This window comes from Streptomyces sp. NPDC101234 (genome assembly GCF_044767525.1).
GTDB classification, from domain to species: domain Bacteria; phylum Actinomycetota; class Actinomycetes; order Streptomycetales; family Streptomycetaceae; genus Streptomyces; species Streptomyces sasae.
In genome coordinates, this window is record NZ_JBIWOA010000009.1 from 152602 (window position 1) to 169708 (window position 17107).

A 17107-nucleotide genomic window follows, 5' to 3' on the forward strand; every position below is an offset into this window, starting at 1 on the left:
GTCAGGAGGCGAAGTCCGACAGGGTGGAGTCGACGCCGTCATCGACGATCTGCCGGCCGCGGGTGGACGTTACTCGCGGAGGCTGTTCGTTGCCTCGCCAGCCGGTGACATCGGTTCCGCTCGGCGCGTGCCGGGCCAGGAAGTCGGCCATGGTCGTCAGCAGTTCCTGGGGGGTGACCGGCCACCAGTGGTGCGGCTGCCCGACTCCGTAGATGAACTGGAAGTCCGGAGCCGGGGAGGTGAGCGCATTGGTCTTCTGCTCGAAGAACTCGACGCCGTCATTGAGGAAGTACGTGTCCTCGGTCCCCACGTAGATGTGCAGTCGGCCGGCGATCTTGGGGCCGAGTGTCTGCCATCGTGCTGCCACGACGGAGGACAGTTCGAAATGCTGCCGCCAGTACGCGGCCACGGCGTGGTCGATGGCGCCGGTCCGCTTGTTCCAGATCGGCTTCGGGTACCCGTCGGCGCCCTGCGGGCCGAACACGGCCGACCATGTGTCCCACTGCCCCTGGCTACGGCCCTTCGATGCGACAGCCCGCTCGTACGAGTTCTCCTGGCCGGTGGTCCACGTGGTGTCGCCGCTCGTTGCCCTTGCTGCCGGGCGCGGTATCTTCTCCCAGGAGTGCTCGGTGAAGTAGGCGTTCGGATCGTCGTAGATGTTGATGACCTGATGTGCCCGGAAATCCAGAGTATCGGGGTAAGCGGCCCAAGCACCCGCGTAGCTGTGCGGGTAGAACACCAGGCTCGCCGCCGCGATCCACCCCCCGGTCGATCCGCCCTCCACCGCGCGTCCCCAGCCCTGCCCGATGGTGCGGAACGACCTGTCGACGGCCGGGATGAGCTCGGTGTCGATCGCATCACCATAGGGGCCGAGGTTGGCGGAGTTCACGTGGTACGAATCGTCGTAGAAGGGGTTCTCGCTGCGCACTTGCACAGAGATGAAGCGGGCCGCACCGGGCGATACCCACCACTTGGAGAACTCATTGCTCAGCGACTCGGTGAAGCCATGCGGGTTGCCGTTGGGGAAGTGGCCGACATTCAGGTCCATCGGATACCTGACGTGACCGTTGGCCGGGTCGTCGTAGCCTTCGGGCAGCAAGACATTGGCGCCCAGATAGACATCTCGGCCCCAGAACCTGCTGAGCAGTTCAGAACGGATCTTGATGTGCTTGACGTGCTGGGAGTCGGCCGGGTTTCCCTGCTGTCCGGTTCCGCCCGGCGGGATCGTCCCGATCGGGCCGATCACCTTGTCGAGTGTGAGCGAAATGACCGAGACCGAGCCATCGATACGGATCGTGCGCGGTCTGGAGTATGCGTTGCCGGGTGAATGCCAGATGTCCCCGCCGTCGCCGCTGGGCCAGTGGACCTGCACCACAGACCCGTCCGACCGGTGGTCGGTCTCATAGGTGTTGAAGAACCCTTGCACCACGTACTTTCCGGGAGGGATGTCGGCAAAGCTCTCCACCGGGTAGCCCACGACCTCACCACCAGCGGACGCAGACCGGAGCACCATGGGCTTGCCCGGCCGCATCAGCGCGACATCCATGCCGAACAGCGGGACACTGATCGGCTGCACGTCCTGCAGGTTGTCGCGAGGCTCGGGCGCGTCGCCACTGAGGTCCGACTGTCGGGCGATGATCACGAACGCCCTGCCGGGCGTGGCCGCGAGCCCCGTCGCCGCAGCCACCGTGAGGGCGAACGTAGGGCCGGGCGCGGCCGCCGGCGCGGCCTCGCCGATACCGGCTCCCGCCCACCCCACCAGCCCCCCGGCCACGGTGGCAGCTGCCGACCCGGCAACCATGCTGCGCCGAGTCACCCCCACGCGCGACGTGCTCTCGCTCTCAAGCCGAGCCGGCCTGTCGGTACCGCCCTGCACACCCTGCACGATGCCTCACTCTCCGCGTCCGCCCGTTCCACCGGTTCGGCTACGCCCGTCCCCTCGTCGGGAACAACGCCGCGAACACACTCCACCTCAATACCGCCGTAGCGCAAGCAGCAATTTCTTCATGGTGAAATCAGCTCGCCCTACGGGCGGGGCGTCAGCCGACCGCACCACAAAAGAGGTCCCTGACCGGGGAGGCGAAGAAAAGCGAATGGAGCGTTGGTTGGCGCGGCTTCAGCGCCACCTCAGAAATCGGCACTTACCTCTCCCGGGATTTCACCTGATCCTCTTGGGATCTCGAATCCACAGCCGGGGAGGAACAGTGTGAAGAAGAAGTGGTGGAAATCCCTGGGCTGACAGATGGCCATAGCCGCAGCACTCGAAATCACCTTCGGCCTGACCGTTCCAGACATCGCCATTCATTTCGATATCCTCGGCGACGGATTCCTCAACTTGCTCCGAATGGCGATCGTCCCGCTCATCGTTCCCCTCATCGTGTGCCTTGCCTCGCTGCGCAGCGTCGGCAGACTGGCCGGAAAGTCGATCCTCTACTTCGAAGTAATCACCACGATCATCATCGTTTTCGGCGTTCTCCTCGGAAACTTCACGGGGGTCAGCGGACCGAGGCCAGCCGGAATCGACACCGCCGAGATAACCCAGAAAACCGCCGAGGGCCCGTCCGTAGAGCAATTCGTGCACATGATGATTCCAGAGAACATCGTCAGTGCCATGGGTGAGGGAGAAATACTCGCCTTAGAGCTCGTAACACGATCATGGTGAGACGCGGTCTACCCTCGTTGGGATGTCGTCCCTCGTTATCACCGCTTCTTCGCACTCATCGGCGTCTGCCGCCCCAGCGCCTGCAGGTTTGGGCCGACGATCTCGCGTCGTACGCCAACTCCATCGTGAGCCGCGGCTCCCCCTTTTTCGCGCGGACGTGAGAGCCGTCCACGCACGCACGGGACCAGTCGAGTTCACCGACCGCGTTCAGCTCGGCGAGCAGGATGCGGTGCAGCTGTTTGAAGACGCCAGCCTTCTGCCAGCGGTCCAGACGGCGCCAACAGGTCTGTCCCGAGCCGAATCCCAACTCCAGGGGCAGGAGTTGCCAGGCAATGTCCTGGTGCAGGACGTACAAGATGCCCTGCAAGCACAACCGATCGTCCACCGGCTTCGGCCCGGGCGACCGCTCGGGCCACGGTGGCAGCAGCGGTTCGATCCGTGCCCATAAGCCGTCCTCCACGATCCACGGCCGAGTCGTCACACGACGCGAACGGCCGAATCATCACATCGGTCACGCCCAACCAGGGGACCTCAACAAGATCCTGTTACGAGCTCTTAACGCCGACCGGTGGCCGAAACGGATCTGCGCTCGATGTCTTGACCCAGTGAATGTTAGCGCTCACACTCACTTTCGCGTGCCGGCGCGCACCCCAAGGAGGCATGGGAACTGGTGAAGTGGCTGGGATCCGAGGAGTCGCAGAAGATCATCGTGGCCACTGGCTCGGTGTGGCCCGGCATTCTCACGCTCAACCAGGACTTCGTCGCCGCGTGGCAGAAGCGGGGCGTGGACGTCAGCGCGTTCGCGAAGGAGGCCGCGGGCACTACCATCGGTTACCCGCTGACCACGTCCTCGGCGACGTACAACGTGAAGGTGTTGGACGCCTTCAACCAGGTCTGGCTCGGCCGGCAGACGCCGCAGAAGGCGGCCGACTCCGTCAACGAGGAGTCCAACGCGGCGATCAAGTAATACGGCCCCCGCCCCAGACCGCCGCCCACCCCGCCCCCCACCGCCGCCAGGAGTCCACGACCATGCAGCAGCCCGCCCCGGTCCCGCACGAGGAACCCTCCGCCCAGAGCGCCGACCGGACGCGCTCGGTCAGCATCTTCGACGTCGCCAAGGCGGCGGGGGTCTCCCACCAGACCGTCTCCCGCGTGGTCAACGGCAGCCCGAAGGTACGCAAGGCCACCCGGGACCGGGTGCTGGAGGTCATCGACGAGCTGGGCTACAAGCCCAACCGGCTCGCGCGGGCCCTGGCCGGGGGAGCCGTGCGCTCGGTGACCGTGCTCACCTCGGACACCACCCTCTACGGGGCGTCCCTGGCACTGCGCGGCATCGAGGAGGCGGCGCGGACGGCGGAGTTCTCGGTGGCGATCAGCGTCCTGGACGAGCAGGCGCCGATGACGGCGGACGACGTCGCGAGCCGGCTCGCCCGGCCGGGTGAGCCGGTGCTGGTCATCGCCTTCAACGCGCCCGGCGAACGCGCCTGGCACGCGCTGCCCGCGGAGTTCCCGGCGGTCGCGGTGGTGGAGCGGCCGCGGGACGTAGGGGGAGCCGGGGGCAGGCCCGAGGCATGGCTTGACGACCGTGCGGCGGCGGCGCAGGCCACGCGCTATCTGCTGAGCCTCGGCCATCACACCGTGCACTACATGGCGATCCCGTCGTCCACCACCCGGGTCGGCCAGCGTGCCGAGGGCTGGCGGGACGCCCTCTCCGACGCCGGGCGGCCGGTCCCCGAACCGCTCGAAGGCGGCTGGAGCCCGCGATCCGGGTATCTGACCGGCCGTGGTGTGGTCGCCGACCCGGAGGTCACCGCGGTGCTGTGCGGCAACGACGAACTGGCCCTCGGCGTGCTGCGCGCGGCGCGCGAGGCGGGCCGGGACGTGCCGGGCGACCTGAGCGTCGTGGGCTTCGACGACGCTCCGTACGCGGGCTACACCCACCCCGCGCTCACCACCGTACGACTGGACTTCGAAGGCCTCGGGCGGGGCGCGTTCGGCATGCTGCACCGGCTGCTCGACCCCGAGAACGCACCGCTGCCGCCGTTGTGGGCGGAGCCCGAGCTGATCGTCCGTGAGAGCACCGGGCAGGCCCCCGGCCGTTCCCGCTGACCGTTTCCCCACTCGGCAAGCCGAGTACCTCCGCGCTCGAAAAAGTGCGCCGTATCGCTCCCTCGCGGGGGATGTGAGCGATAACAATGCGCTGAGCATCCCGGAACCAACCCCTCCGTCCTCCCGCAGCGTCGCGGGAGGGGAAAGCCAGGTCTCCATGAGAAGAAGACCGTTGACCGGAGCAATGGTGGCCGTCGCGGCCATCGGCGCGTTGCTCGCCGTACCGGGGACCGCCGCCGCGGCCTCCCAGACCTACACCGTCGATCTCGGCACGACCACCGGAGCCGTTCTGCACGGCTCGAACGGCGCGCTCTACGGGCAGAGCGACGACGGGGTACCGGGAGACAACCTCCTTGCCCCGTTGAAGCTGACCACCGGTTCGCAGAAGCCGCCGGGCGGCGCGCAGCACCCCAACGGCGACATCCTCGCCGTCGCGCCGTCGTTCTTCCGCAACGGCGGCGGGACGATGTACACCAACATCCAGGACGAGTACTCGGACTGGCCGTACCAGAACAACGGCATCACCGACTACCTCACCAAGGTCGACACCGCCGTCAACGCGGTCAAGGCAACCTCGTACGCGAGCAAGGTGGTGTTCGTCCCGTTCAACGAGCCGGACGGCAACTGGTACACCGGGTTGGGCAGTTCGAACTCAAGCACCTACGCGTCGGCGCTCAGCTCCTTCGAGTCCGACTGGAGCACCGTCTACGGCCGGATCAGGAGCGACTATCCGAGCGCCAGGATAGCCGGGCCCAACACCGCCAACTGGAACAGCAAGTTCTTCGGTGACTTCCTCACCTACGCCAAGGCGCAGGGGCAGTTGCCGGACGTCTTCACCTGGCACGAGCTGGGTCCGTCCTCGCTCGCCAACTACCGCGGCCATTACGCCGCGTACCGTGCCCTGGAGACCGCCCGGTCCATCAGCCCGATCACCGTCAACATCGACGAGTACGCCAACCGGCGCGACCTGTCGGTACCCGGCCAGATGATCCAGTGGGCCGCGATGTTCGAGGACACCAAGGTCTACGCCCAACAGCCGTACTGGGACATCGCCGGCAACATGTCCGGCAACACCGTCCACACCAACGTCCCCGACGGGTCGTGGTGGTTCTGGCACTGGTACGCCGGGATGACCGGGCAGACCGTGAAGACGACCCCGCCGCAGGCGAACGTCCAGGACACGCTCCAGGGCATCGGCTCCCTCGACACCGGCCGCAAGCAGGCCCAGGTGATCGTGGGCGGTTCCTCGACCGACACCAACGTGGTGATCAACAACATCCCGAGCGCCACCTTCGGCAGCAAGGTCGAGGTCACGGTCCAGTCCCTGGACTGGAGCGGCTACGAGGGCGCCTCGGCCCCGCCGAAGACCATCTCCAGGACCGCCTACACCCCGTCGAGCGGCTCCATCACGGTGCCGCTGACCGGCCTCAACTCCATGTCGGCGTACCGCATCACGGTCACCCCGAACGGCGGCGGCACGGCCACCACGCCCAGCGTCCCCTCGTACTCCTCCTACGAGGCGGAGAACGCGGCCATCACCGACGGCACCGTCGTCCAGCAGGCCACCGGCACCAGCTACTCCACCGCCCAGCTGTACGCCACCTCCGGCACCAAGGACGTCGGCTACCTGACCGCGAGCGACAGCAAGGTCGTCTTCACCACCAGCGTCCCGTCCGCAGGCACCTACAACCTGCGCATCTTCTACGGCAACCAGAACGGCTCGCCCTCCCAGCAGGTACTGCGCATCGACGGCGCCGACCCACAGTTCGTCAACTACCCCTCCACGCTGAACTGGCAGTACCGCTCCAACGTCACCGTCCCGGTCACCCTGAGCGCGGGCAGCCACACCGTCTCGCTCGCCGTCGCCGACTCCGACCTGGGCACCTCCGCAGGACAGGTCACCCTCGACAAGATCGACCTGACCTCCGTGGCGAGCACCCCCGAGACGGTGTACGAGGCGCCCCTCGCCGACATCAGCGGCAGCCCGTCGTACTCGTACGACGACGTCGGCGAGACCGGCACCGGCAGTCTGGCCATGTCCTCCGGTGACAAGGCGACCTTCGACGTCTACGCCCCGACCGACGGCTACTACACCGTCAGGACGGACTACACCTCCTCCGGCGGCAGCACTGCGCTCGCCCTGAACGGCACCACGGCCGCCACCTACGCCTCCTCGGGCGGCTCGGCCACCACCTCCAGCAGCAGGCTGTACCTCACCGCCGGCATCAACCGGATCGCGGTCAGCCCCAACAGCGGCACCACCCTCACCCTGCGGAACCTGAAGGTCGACGGCTCCGGTGACACCACCGGCGTCACCAGGTACGAGGCCGAGAACGCCACCCTGACGGGCGCGGCCAAGGCCCAGTCCGACACCTGGGCCTCGGGCGGCAAGAACGTCGGCTACGTCGGCAACAGCAGCAGCAACACGCTCACCTTCGCCAACGTGAGCGCGTCCGCCGCCGGCCGCTACACCGTCGTCATCCACTACGCCCAGAACGACCGGGCGGGATCCGGCAACTACAACACCAACGTCGAGTCCCGCACCGCCCAGCTGTCCGTCAACGGGAGCACCGCCACCACGCTGACCTTCCGCAACACCTACAGCTGGAACGACTACTGGACCCTGCCGACCACCGTCACCCTCGCCGCCGGCACCAACTCCCTGAAGTTCTCCAACGCCTCCTCCTGGGCACCCGACATCGACTACGTCGAAGTGGCCCCGGTCAACGGCTGACACAGCCGCCGCGGCGGGGACAGCTCCCCCTGTTCCCGCCGCCTCACCCCATCAGCCCGAAAGGCCGCCATGCCGAGCATCGCCCACGACCCCGAGCACCGCCTCTGGGTCCTGTCCGGACCCGGCTCCAGCTACGTCCTCCACCTCGACGATGCCCACCGACTACGCGGCCTGCACTGGGGCCCCCGCCTCACCCTCGACCAAGCCGTCTCGCTGCTGAACTACCCCGCACCCGGCCGACGTTCCTTCGAGGACCCCGCCGACGGCACCCTCGACCTCGACACCGCCGGGGCCATGCGCTACGCCCACGCCGGCGTCCAGGTCCGCTTCCCGGACGGCGTACGCGACCTCGAACCCCGGCTCATCGACCACGCGCGTGAAGACGGCGAACTGGTCCTGCTGTTCGCTGACCGGCACTACCCGCTCACCATCGAAACGCACTACCGGCTGCGCACCGGCACGGACGTGCTCGAACGCCACCTTGTCCTGCGCCACACCGGCGGCGCGGCCGACGGTCCGATCACCGTCGTCCGTGCCGACTCGGCCACCTGGGTGCTACCCAGACTGCGGGACTACCGGCTGAGCCAGGTCCGCGGCCAATGGTCGGCCGAGACCCGGCTGGCGCGCACGGCGCTGCCGTACGGCGAGACCGTGACCACCAGCCGCCAGGGCACCACCGGCCACCAGTACAACCCCTGGGTGATGATCGACGACGGACACAGCACCGAGGAGCACGGCCCGGTCTGGTCCTGCGCCCTTGGCTGGAGCGGCGGTTGGAAGCTGACGGCACAGCGGCTGCCCACCGAGCGGGTGACCGTCTCGGCGGGCTTCGGCCACGATCCGATCACGCGGGAACTCGTACCGGGGGAGGAGTTGGTCACCCCGGTGTGCTCCGGCGCTTACACCGAGGGCGGCTTCGGCGCGGCGAGCCGCCTCTGGCACCGGTACGTCCGCGACCACGTCCTGACGCACCCGGACGAACTCCGCCCCGTCCTGTACAACTCCTGGGAAGCCACCGGATACGACATCGACGTCACCGGGCAGATCGAGCTGGCGGAGAAGGCGGCGGCGCTCGGCGTGGAGCTGTTCGTCATGGACGACGGCTGGTTCGGCGCCCGCACCCATGACGCGGCCGGACTCGGCGACTGGGCCCCAAACCCCGAACGCTTCCCCGACGGACTCACCCCGCTCGTCGACCGCGTCCACGACCTCGGGATGGGCTTCGGCCTCTGGGTCGAGCCCGAGATGGTCAACCCGGACAGCGACCTCTACCGCGCCCACCCCGACTGGGTCCTTCACCACCCGCATCGCCGCCGCACCGAACACCGCAACCAACTCGTCCTCAACCTCGCCCGCCCCGACGTCGCCGCCTGGCTGCACGGCCGGCTCGATGAACTGGTCACCAAGAACGCCGTCGACTTCCTCAAGTGGGACATGAACCGCCCCTTCACGGAGGCGGGTTGGCCCGACGCCGAGGGAGACCCGGACCGCCTGTGGACCGACCACGTCCACGCCCTGTACACGCTGCTCGACCGGCTCCGCGCCGACCACCCCGACCTGCGCATCGAGTCGTGCAGCAGCGGCGGCGGCCGACTCGACCTGGGCATCCTCGCCCGCACCGACCAGGTGTGGGCCTCCGACAACACCGACGCCGTGGACCGCGTCAAGATCCAGCACGGCTTCTCTCAGCTGTACCCGGCCGGGGTGATGGGCGCCTGGGTGACCGACAGCCCCAACCCCTACACCGGGCGGAGCGTGCCGCTGGACTTCCGCTTCCATGTCGCGATGACCGGTGTCCTGGGCATCGGCGGCGACCTGAACCACTGGGCGGACGGCGAACTGGCTCGTGCTGCGGAACTGGTGGCAGCGTACAAGGCCGTACGGCATCTCGTGCAGCTGGGCGAGCAGTACCGACTGACCGGGCCGGGCGAGACCACGGCCGTTCAGTACCTGGCTTCCGACGGACAGGAGACCGTGGTGATCGCGCTGCGGCACGCCCGGCACTTCGGTCACCGGGACCCGGCCCTGCCACTGCGCGCCCTCGACCCCGCGGTCCGCTACCGGGACACGGCCACCGGATCCGTCCACCACGGTGCCGTGTTGCTCACCCACGGGCTGCCGCTGGACCTCGACGCGGACGACCACGCCTCGACCCTCGTCCACCTGGTACGCGAGCCGGCCTGAGCAATCGCAGGATGGGCGATCCCACCTCCGCCTGCAACTTGAGGCACCAGTTCGGCGAGCTGGCCACCATGACGGTCGAGTGGGGTATCGACGACCGGTGGTGGGGGCCGGCTCCGTCCGGGGCCGCACCTGAGGACGACCCAAACCCCTCCGCCGGAGGACAGGAAAGCCTGGACGCCGCGCTGGCTGTAGCGGATGCGGACACCCAGGATCTCCTCAGTCTCCTCCAGGACGGCGAGAGCGACGAGGGCGCTCCTCGGCGAAGGAACCCTGGAAACAAGGCCAGGTCTGCAGGGCTGCGGACGCCCCGTCAGGGACGGGCGAGCGGTGCCGGGCGAGGCCGGTGATCAGCTCGGTGATCCTTGACGAACCAGAACTGGAGTTCGGCGGAGCGGCCCGGCACATCGATCCACGGTTCGGGATCACGAACTACGGCCCCGCCGATCTCGGAGCGGCCGACGCGCCCCGGAAGATCCGCGTCGGCTTGGTCGGTCCTGCGGACCAACTCGACGGGCTGCGTCGATGGTTGGAGCGCTGCCGGGAACCTATCGCGGCCAAGGGCGAGAAGTACCCGCATCTCTTCCCGGAATTCCCCGGCTGCGGCATCGACCGCGGCCTGCACACCAGCCTGGTCTTCAGCGACCGCAATACGCGGGCGATCAGCAGTCGCGACCTTCGCGCCGTCGAGACCGCCTGCCAGCCGGCAGCCCTGACCAAGGCCGTGAGTACGTCGCGCAGGTCTTCAACGAGCGCGGGGACGGGGTGATCGTGCGCGGAGGGCCGGCCAGGATCAGCCGCACCGACCGCCAGCCCCACCTTGCCCGTGCCGGCGCGCACGCCCTCCTGCTGCATGCCCTGGACGCCTACCGGCGCGAACACCGCACCACACCCGCGCGCATCGTGCTGCACAAGACCTCGGCCTTCACCGACGAGGAGGCCAGTGGTTTTGACGAGCCCGGGGGCTTCGGGTGGGAGAGGTCGAGGGCTGTGGCGACTTCGATCAGGTCGTCGATCATCGAGGTAGCGTCCTGCAGGGCCGCCCGGGTGCGCGTCGGACGCGTCGATCGCCCAGGGCGTACGGGTCAACACCAATTCTCCCGGACTGATCCGTACCTCCGTCTACCAGGAGCCCAACGGCACGGTCGCCCAGTGGGCTGCCGCATCCGGCATGACCCCCGAGGAATTCACCCAGCAGATGGTGACGGGCCAGAACATCACGACCGGCCGGATGACCGAGGCCGACTAAGTGGCCGGCCTGGTCACCTTGCTCCTGTCCGACGTCGCCGGGAACATCACCGGCGTCGACCACGTCATCGACGGCGGCACGGTCAAGACGGTCTGAAGAGGGACCGGCCGGCCGTCTCGCGCGGGGTCACCGACAACCTGGGAATCGCCGGTCCACGCTTTCTGTCAGGAAAAGCGTGGACCGGCGGAGCTTGTGCGGAGCGAGCGGTGCGGTTTCGACCAGTCGGCTGTCCCGGGCCCGCCCGGCCGAGTCGGCGCGGGCCACTGTGGCACCCCCGCTCGCCGATCCCGGTGGGGCACAGGTTGGTGCCCCACCGAGCCACCAGTAGGCAGTGGGGCTCGGTAGCGGCAGCGGGACTGCTACCGGTGCGCGGACGGCAGCACCGTCGCCAGAGAGTCGATGGCATCGAGCGTGTCCCACACGGCGAGAGCACGCTCGTAGGCCGGGTAGGTGTAGACCGCCGCCTTGGTGGTGCCATAGGCCTCCGGGGTGTCGAAGGCGAAGCCGTTCTCGTCCACGAACCAGACCTGGGTGGAGACGGCGGACGCCATTTCGATGCCGTGCCTTTGCAGGCCGGCATCGTGGAAGCGGTTGCCGGCGGAGACATAGGTGGCACCCGCGAAGTAGTTGGTGCCGGTGAACACAGCGATCTCCTGGCGAGGCTCGGCCACCCCGAGAATGCTGGAGAGGGCCGGCCACTGCGTCACCCCGTCGGGCAGCGCCATGGTCTGCGCACCCAGGAGGTTCCCTTCGGCGTCCCGGCCGGCCGTGAAGCGGGCGTAGTGCCGGGTGAGCTGGGTGCGATACCTGCGCAGGTCGACGAGGTCGGGCAGCCCGACGCGTTCGGCGACATGTTGGGCGTAGAAGGTGTCCAGGTGGACGGCACTGCCCTTCGAGTACTCCGTGTACCGGTACCACTGGTTGGCATCGTCCCAGAACACGTCTTCGAACTCGGTACGGGCCCGGTCGAAGGCCTCCTGCCACGCGGTGACGGTGGCCTTGTCCTCACCGAGGCGTCGGCCGGCCTTGACCATGACGGCCAGGGCCAGGAGGTACAGCCCCGAGTCGTAGACGTCGCGGCCGAGCGCGGGGATGCTGTTGTAGGTGTTGGGCATCGCGGGAAGCATGGCTCCCTCCGGCGTGGGCCGGGTGCGCGGAAGGTTTTCGGCGGGTCGCACCAGCGCCTGGAGGAAGGCCATCATGCGCTTCATGGCCGGGTAGACCGAGTCCAGGAAGTCCCAGTCCTCGTGGAACCGCGCGTGCGCGTACATGCGGTACAGGCGCTTGGCAGGGCGGTCGATGAACTCCTGGCTGTCCGGTGTCGGCGCGGTGCCTTCGGCCAGGGTGATCCACGGGTTGTTCACGTCGGGGTCACCGGGGTTGCCGTACGGGTCGAGCATGACGGACTCGGCAACGGCGCGCAGCCGGTCGCGCTCGATGCTGGGGAAGAGGTAGCTGTAGGCGATGTAACCGTAGGAGCCGACATCGCTGCCCATGCCGTTGTTGCCGCCGGCGGCCGAGTCGGGCGACCAGTACAGGTGCGTGCCGGGTGTGTGGCTGCCCGGGCGCGTGCCGTGCGTGGGTGCGACCGCGCTGGAGACCAACCCCCCCTCCCACAGCGGCATCTTGAACGCGACCTGGTTGAGCTGGTTGAGCGCCGCGGTGCGCAACTCCATGGGATAGGCGGAGTTGCCGGCTATCGCGTTCCACCAGGAGTGCACGGCGCGCAGGTTCTTCTCACGGTCGTCGAGTGCGTCGTCGGCGATGGCGAAGCTCTGGTGGAACGGGTAGCTGCCGGGGATGTAGGCGTTGTAGCCGCCCGCCTCGGCGTTGCTGCGGTCGGTGGTCCGGGCGCCGTAGAAGTTGGTGTACCGGCGCATCCAGACGGTCTTGTTGTCGGCGTACGCGATCTGGGGGAAGTCCCAGGTGAGCACGAAGGGGATGACCGTGCTCCCGCCGGGCTCCAGCCGGGCCTGGACGGCGATGGCGCCTGCGGAGGCACTGTCGTCGAGACGCGCGTTGCCGAGGGCGCCGCTGTCCCGGAAGGGCTTGTAGACGTCGGAGCCGTCGCCGTCGCCGTTCCAGGAGGTGGTGTAGGTGACCTTCTGCCCCTTGGCCGGTCGCGCCGCGATGGTCCACTCGGACTTGTAGGCGTCCGCGGTGTTCGACGGGTCGTCGGAGCCGAGGGTGACGCCTGTGACGCCGGTGGTCCGGTTGGTCCGCACACGGCTGGCGAGGCCCTTGCGGACGGTGGCCGGTGTGCTTCCCACGTTGCCCGGCGCGTTGGGCATGGTGAACATGACCGACACGTCCGCCACCGCGGTGGAACGGTTGGTGAGACGGACGTCGAAGTAGGCCACGGGCAGGGAGGTGCGGCGGTCCTCGCCCGCCACGATCGGCGAGTAGAACCTCAGGGAGACGTCCGTTTCGAACGCGGTGTAGTCGATCCAACCGAACGGGTAGAGCGCGTTGTAGGTTCCCTCGCCAGGCTTGAGCAAGGTCCACGCCGGCAGCGGGTCGCCCCACGAGCGGTCGGCGACGGGTCCCAGCGATCCGGAGTTGCGCGGGCCCGGGGCCGCCAGAGTGCGAACCATGGCGGGCTTGTTCCCGACGCGCTCACGGAAGTGGAACGCCGCTTGCGGCAGGATCCGGTTCTGCCAGCGGTCGCCGTTCTGCCCGCCGCCGAAGTTCCAGGGGCCGAAGGTGCCGGACTGGTTGATCATGAAGGATCCGGCCCCGACGCCGCCCAGGGGAATACCCAACCCCGGAACGCTCATGGGATAGGCACCCTTGAGGGCCTCGATCGGTCCCTGCGACGCGGCGCCGTCGCACGTCTGGGAGACGGCGGGGTCACACACGCCGTGCGCCACGCGACCGAACGGGCGGCTCAAGGCAGGCTCGGGGATCGCGAAGCCACTGCCGCGTCGGGCCGTGCCGGTGCTGCCGGACACGCCGGACCCGGCAGCGGCCAGGGGAGCGGTAGCCAGGGGGAGAAACGCCGCGGGAACAGCTCCCAGGGCCGCACGCATGACGGCTCTTCGGCTCGGGATCGGTCGCTTCATGATCGACTTCCTGTTCTGGTGAGAGGCGTGCGCCGTGGGTGCGGCGAAGCGGGGCCGGCGTGCGCGAAATGATCACGGGCAGGCCCCGCAGTGCCGCGCCTCTGGGCGCCGGGGCGTGCACGCCGGGAGGGGTGATACCTGAGGAGCGGCCCCTGAGCCGCTCCTCAGCTTGAACTTGCGGACCACGGGCCGAGTGGCTGGTTCCGCGAGGAGCCGGGTGGTGTGTCCCCGCCGGGTGAGGGGTACGCCACCTGACTCGCGTCATCGACGGCCTGTAGCCGGAGGGTTTCCGGTGAGCCGTACCTGCGAGCTGGGGATGACCGGGCCGGTCGGTCGTGTCGCCGCACCCTGAAGGTCCTGAAGGAGCCGTTCATGGCCCGGACCTGTTGGTGACGGTGAAGCCGGTGACCGCAGGGTTCCCGGCGGCCACCGGCTTGCTCAACGCGCCTGCCGGATCGGATGCAGCGCGTCGATGTCGTCCCAGACGGCGAGCGCCCGGGAGTAGTCGGGATACCGGTACTTCTGCGGGTCGTCGCTGTGCCAGGCCTCCGGCGCGTCGAAGGCGTACCCGTTACTCGGCGTCTGCCAGATCTGGTGCGATATGGCGGAGCTCATCGTGATGCCGTCGTCGATCAGCGAGGGATCGTGGAACCGCTTGCCGGCGTTGATGTACGTCGACGCGACCTCGTAGTTGGAGCCCGTCCAGACCTCGCCCGTCGCCGCGCCGGAGCCGAGCGGCGGCGCGGTGTTCGGGGCGCCGATGAGAGCACCCTTCGAGTCACGAGCCCTCATGAACACGTCGTAGTACGCGGTCAGTTGGTCGCGCATGTGGCTCACGTCGAGCACGTCGGGCAGACCGATCTGCTCAGCCACGTTCTCCGCGAAGAAGGTGTCGAGCAGCACCTGGTAGGCGTCCGGGGTGGCGCCGGGCGTCATCCGGTACGCGTGGTGCTCCGCGTCCCAGAACGTGCTCTCGAACTCCGCTTTCGCCTGGCGCAGTTGCCGGTCGAGCGCCGCGAGCGTGTGAGACGCCGCGCCGAGGCTGCGGCCGGTGGCGATCACGGTTTCCAGCGAGAGGATGTACAGCGAGGAGTCGTAGACATCCGGGCCGTTCACGCCGTATTCGTAGGTGTTCGCGTACTGGGCCGGGCCCACCGGCAGAGAACTGCCCGACGGAATCAGAGCCTGCAGGTACCGCAGTTGCTTCTGCATGGCCGGGTAGACCGTCTTGAGGAACGCCTGATCGTGGTTGATCTTGGCGTATCCGTAGTAGCGGAATATGTTCTTGGCCGGGATGTCGATGAACGTCGGGCCGCCCGGTGTGGGCGCGGTGCTCACCGGCCATGAGACGAACGGATCCTTGTCCGGGCTCACGCCGTAGATCTGCGTCTGGCCGCCGTAGGGGTCGAGCATCGCCGATTCGGCCTGCGCCAGCAGGCGATCGCGTTCCAGGTTGGGGAAGAGTTTGCTGTAGGCGAGCCATCCGTAGGCGTCGACATCGAGCTCGTTCGCGTTGTTCACGAGCACGTAGTCGCTGTCCTGGCTCCATGGGATCGCCGCGTCAGCCGTGTCGAACATGTGCGTGCCGGGTGTCTGGGTTCCCAGCCGTCGACCACCCGTGGGTGTCACGGAGTTCGAGACGAGTCCGCCTTCCCAGAAGGAGTCGTTGAAGACGAGTTGCGACAACTGGTTGAGCGCGCCGGTGCGGACGGCCAGCGGGTATTTCGGGTTGTCGGCGATCGGGTCGTACCACTGCCTGACCTTGGCCAGATTCGTCGACTGCGCGGCCAGGGCGTCGTTCGCGATGTTGAAACCCTGGTCCCCCGGGTAGCTGCCGGCGATGTAGTCGTTCTGCGCGGTCTCGCGAGCCCCGTAGAAGTTGGTGTACCTCCGCATCCACGTCGTCTGGTAGTCGTGGAACGAGACCTGCGGGAAGTCCCAGGCGAGAGCGAACGGGACGACCTGCGTCTCGCCGGGCGCGAGTTCGGCCGACACGGCGATGGCGCCGGCCGACTTCGAGTTCTCGATCGGCTGGTCGGGGAGACTGCCCGACTTCGTGAACGGCGCGTAGACGTCGGAGCCGTCGCCCGCGGCGTTCCAGGACGTCGTGTACGAGACGTGCTGGCGCGGGCCCGGACGAGCGGCGATCGTCCACGAGGAGTTCGCCGCGTCGGGGGTGTTGCCGGGGCTGTTCGCTCCCAGTGTGACCGCCTCTACACCAGTGTGCCGGTCGCGCCGGTATGTGCTCGTGTATTCCGTGCGGACGCTCGCCGGGGTCCCCATGGTGTGGTCCGGGGCGTTGGGCATCGTGAACATCATCGACACCTTGTCGCTCTCGCGGCCGGTGTTGGTGAGCTTGACGTCGAAGTACACGACGGGTAGCGAGGTGGGCTTGTCCTCACCGGCGACGATCGGCGAGTAGAACATCGTCGACACGTCCGTCGTGAACCCGGTGTACGACTCCCACCCGAACGGGTAGAGCGCCGAATAGGTCCCCTGTCCCGGCTTCAGCACGTTCCAGGAGGGAAGAGGGGATCCCCACGACTGGACCGCCACCGGTCCCTGACTGCCGACGACGTTCGGTCCCTTGGCCGCGAGAGTGGTGACCGAGGGGGAGGAGGAGCCGACCTGCTCTCGGAAGTGGAACGCCGCCTGCGGGAGGATCCGGTTCTCCCAGCCCGCGTCCTGTGACCCGCCGAAGTTCCACGGCCCGAACGTCCCCGACTGATTGATCATGAACGAACCGGAGCCCACCCCGCCGACGGGGATCCCCAGACCGGGCACGTCCAGCGGGTAGCCCCCGGCGAGGAGGTTCTGGATCAGGTTGTCGTAGGTCACCTGAGCGCCGTCGCAGGCCTGCGACATGGTGGGCTCGCACGGGCTGCGGGGGATCTGTCCGATCGGGACCTCGGTCGCCGCCGCGGGCACGGGCATGAACAACGAACTGTCGCTCGGTGACGGGTTCGCGGATGCGATCGAGGGTGGCAGCAGAGTGCCGGCGATGGTCGCCAATGCCACGGCGCCGACAAGTCCCAGCCTTCTCACTATGTTCTCGGACAAGCGCTCTCTCCTGTCATTGCAGGTGACACGAGCTGCTGGGGAATCGGTCC

10 protein-coding genes and 1 pseudogene are annotated in these 17107 nt (G+C 68.1%); 6 read left to right on the top strand and 5 right to left on the bottom strand.

From position 1 onward, the window contains the following. Position 1 precedes the first annotated feature (1 nt). Positions 2-1885: an alpha/beta hydrolase-fold protein gene (locus ACIRR9_RS18530; protein ID WP_403752674.1), complete on the bottom strand. Its 1884-nt coding sequence runs from the start codon at positions 1883-1885 to the stop codon at positions 2-4. Between the two features lie 357 nt (positions 1886-2242). Here ACIRR9_RS18530 and ACIRR9_RS18535 point away from each other — a divergent pair, with 357 nt between their 5' ends. Further along, the gene (locus ACIRR9_RS18535) at positions 2243-2662 is read left to right on the top strand and encodes a cation:dicarboxylate symporter family transporter (RefSeq protein ID WP_403752677.1); all 420 of its coding nucleotides are present in this window, start codon (positions 2243-2245) and stop codon (positions 2660-2662) included. Between the two features lie 148 nt (positions 2663-2810). Here the strand turns inward: ACIRR9_RS18535 and ACIRR9_RS18540 are convergent. Continuing rightward, a pseudogene (locus ACIRR9_RS18540) lies at positions 2811-3125 on the bottom strand (transposase); the annotation flags it as partial. 207 nt (positions 3126-3332) lie between these two features. Here ACIRR9_RS18540 and ACIRR9_RS18545 point away from each other — a divergent pair. The 5 genes from ACIRR9_RS18545 to ACIRR9_RS18565 all read left to right on the top strand — a co-directional run bounded on the left by ACIRR9_RS18545 (position 3333) and on the right by ACIRR9_RS18565 (position 10455). After that, positions 3333-3629, top strand: a complete 297-nt coding sequence (locus ACIRR9_RS18545) for a hypothetical protein (RefSeq protein WP_403752680.1) — start codon at positions 3333-3335, stop codon at positions 3627-3629. A 62-nt stretch (positions 3630-3691) separates the two neighbouring features. Next, entirely contained in the window at positions 3692-4771 is a 1080-nt protein-coding gene (locus ACIRR9_RS18550) for a LacI family DNA-binding transcriptional regulator (RefSeq protein ID WP_403752683.1), read from the top strand. Positions 4772-4943: 172 nt separating this feature from the next. Next, positions 4944-7505 carry a CBM35 domain-containing protein gene (locus ACIRR9_RS18555; RefSeq protein WP_403752686.1) on the top strand — a complete coding sequence of 854 codons (2562 nt, stop codon included), beginning with the start codon at positions 4944-4946 and terminating at the stop codon, positions 7503-7505. A gap of 69 nt (positions 7506-7574) precedes the next feature. Beyond that, positions 7575-9689, top strand: a complete 2115-nt coding sequence (locus ACIRR9_RS18560; protein WP_403752689.1) for an alpha-galactosidase — start codon at positions 7575-7577, stop codon at positions 9687-9689. 355 nt (positions 9690-10044) lie between these two features. Then, entirely contained in the window at positions 10045-10455 is a 411-nt protein-coding gene (locus ACIRR9_RS18565) for a hypothetical protein (RefSeq protein WP_403752692.1), read from the top strand. Positions 10456-10552: 97 nt separating this feature from the next. Here ACIRR9_RS18565 and ACIRR9_RS18570 read toward each other — a convergent pair whose 3' ends face one another. The 3 genes from ACIRR9_RS18570 to ACIRR9_RS18580 all read right to left on the bottom strand — a co-directional run bounded on the left by ACIRR9_RS18570 (position 10553) and on the right by ACIRR9_RS18580 (position 17057). Continuing rightward, positions 10553-10705, bottom strand: a complete 153-nt coding sequence (locus tag ACIRR9_RS18570) for a hypothetical protein (protein WP_403752695.1) — start codon at positions 10703-10705, stop codon at positions 10553-10555. A 589-nt stretch (positions 10706-11294) separates the two neighbouring features. Beyond that, positions 11295-13712: a GH116 family glycosyl-hydrolase gene (locus tag ACIRR9_RS18575; protein ID WP_403752698.1), complete on the bottom strand. Its 2418-nt coding sequence runs from the start codon at positions 13710-13712 to the stop codon at positions 11295-11297. A gap of 723 nt (positions 13713-14435) precedes the next feature. Next, entirely contained in the window at positions 14436-17057 is a 2622-nt protein-coding gene (locus ACIRR9_RS18580; RefSeq protein WP_403752701.1) for a GH116 family glycosyl-hydrolase, read from the bottom strand. Between the last annotated feature and the right edge of the window lie 50 nt (positions 17058-17107).

Bases quoted from the DNA above. Each gene is read 5' to 3' on its own strand.
- ACIRR9_RS18535 (WP_403752677.1), top strand. From the start codon at position 2,243: ATGGCCATAGCCGCAGCACTCGAAATCACCTTCGGCCTGACCGTTCCA.
- ACIRR9_RS18550 (WP_403752683.1), top strand. From the start codon at position 3,692: ATGCAGCAGCCCGCCCCGGTCCCGCACGAGGAACCCTCCGCCCAGAGC.
- ACIRR9_RS18560 (WP_403752689.1), top strand. From the start codon at position 7,575: ATGCCGAGCATCGCCCACGACCCCGAGCACCGCCTCTGGGTCCTGTCC.
- ACIRR9_RS18570 (WP_403752695.1), bottom strand. From the start codon at position 10,705: ATGATCGACGACCTGATCGAAGTCGCCACAGCCCTCGACCTCTCCCAC.
- ACIRR9_RS18575 (WP_403752698.1), bottom strand. From the start codon at position 13,712: ATGAGCGTTCCGGGGTTGGGTATTCCCCTGGGCGGCGTCGGGGCCGGA.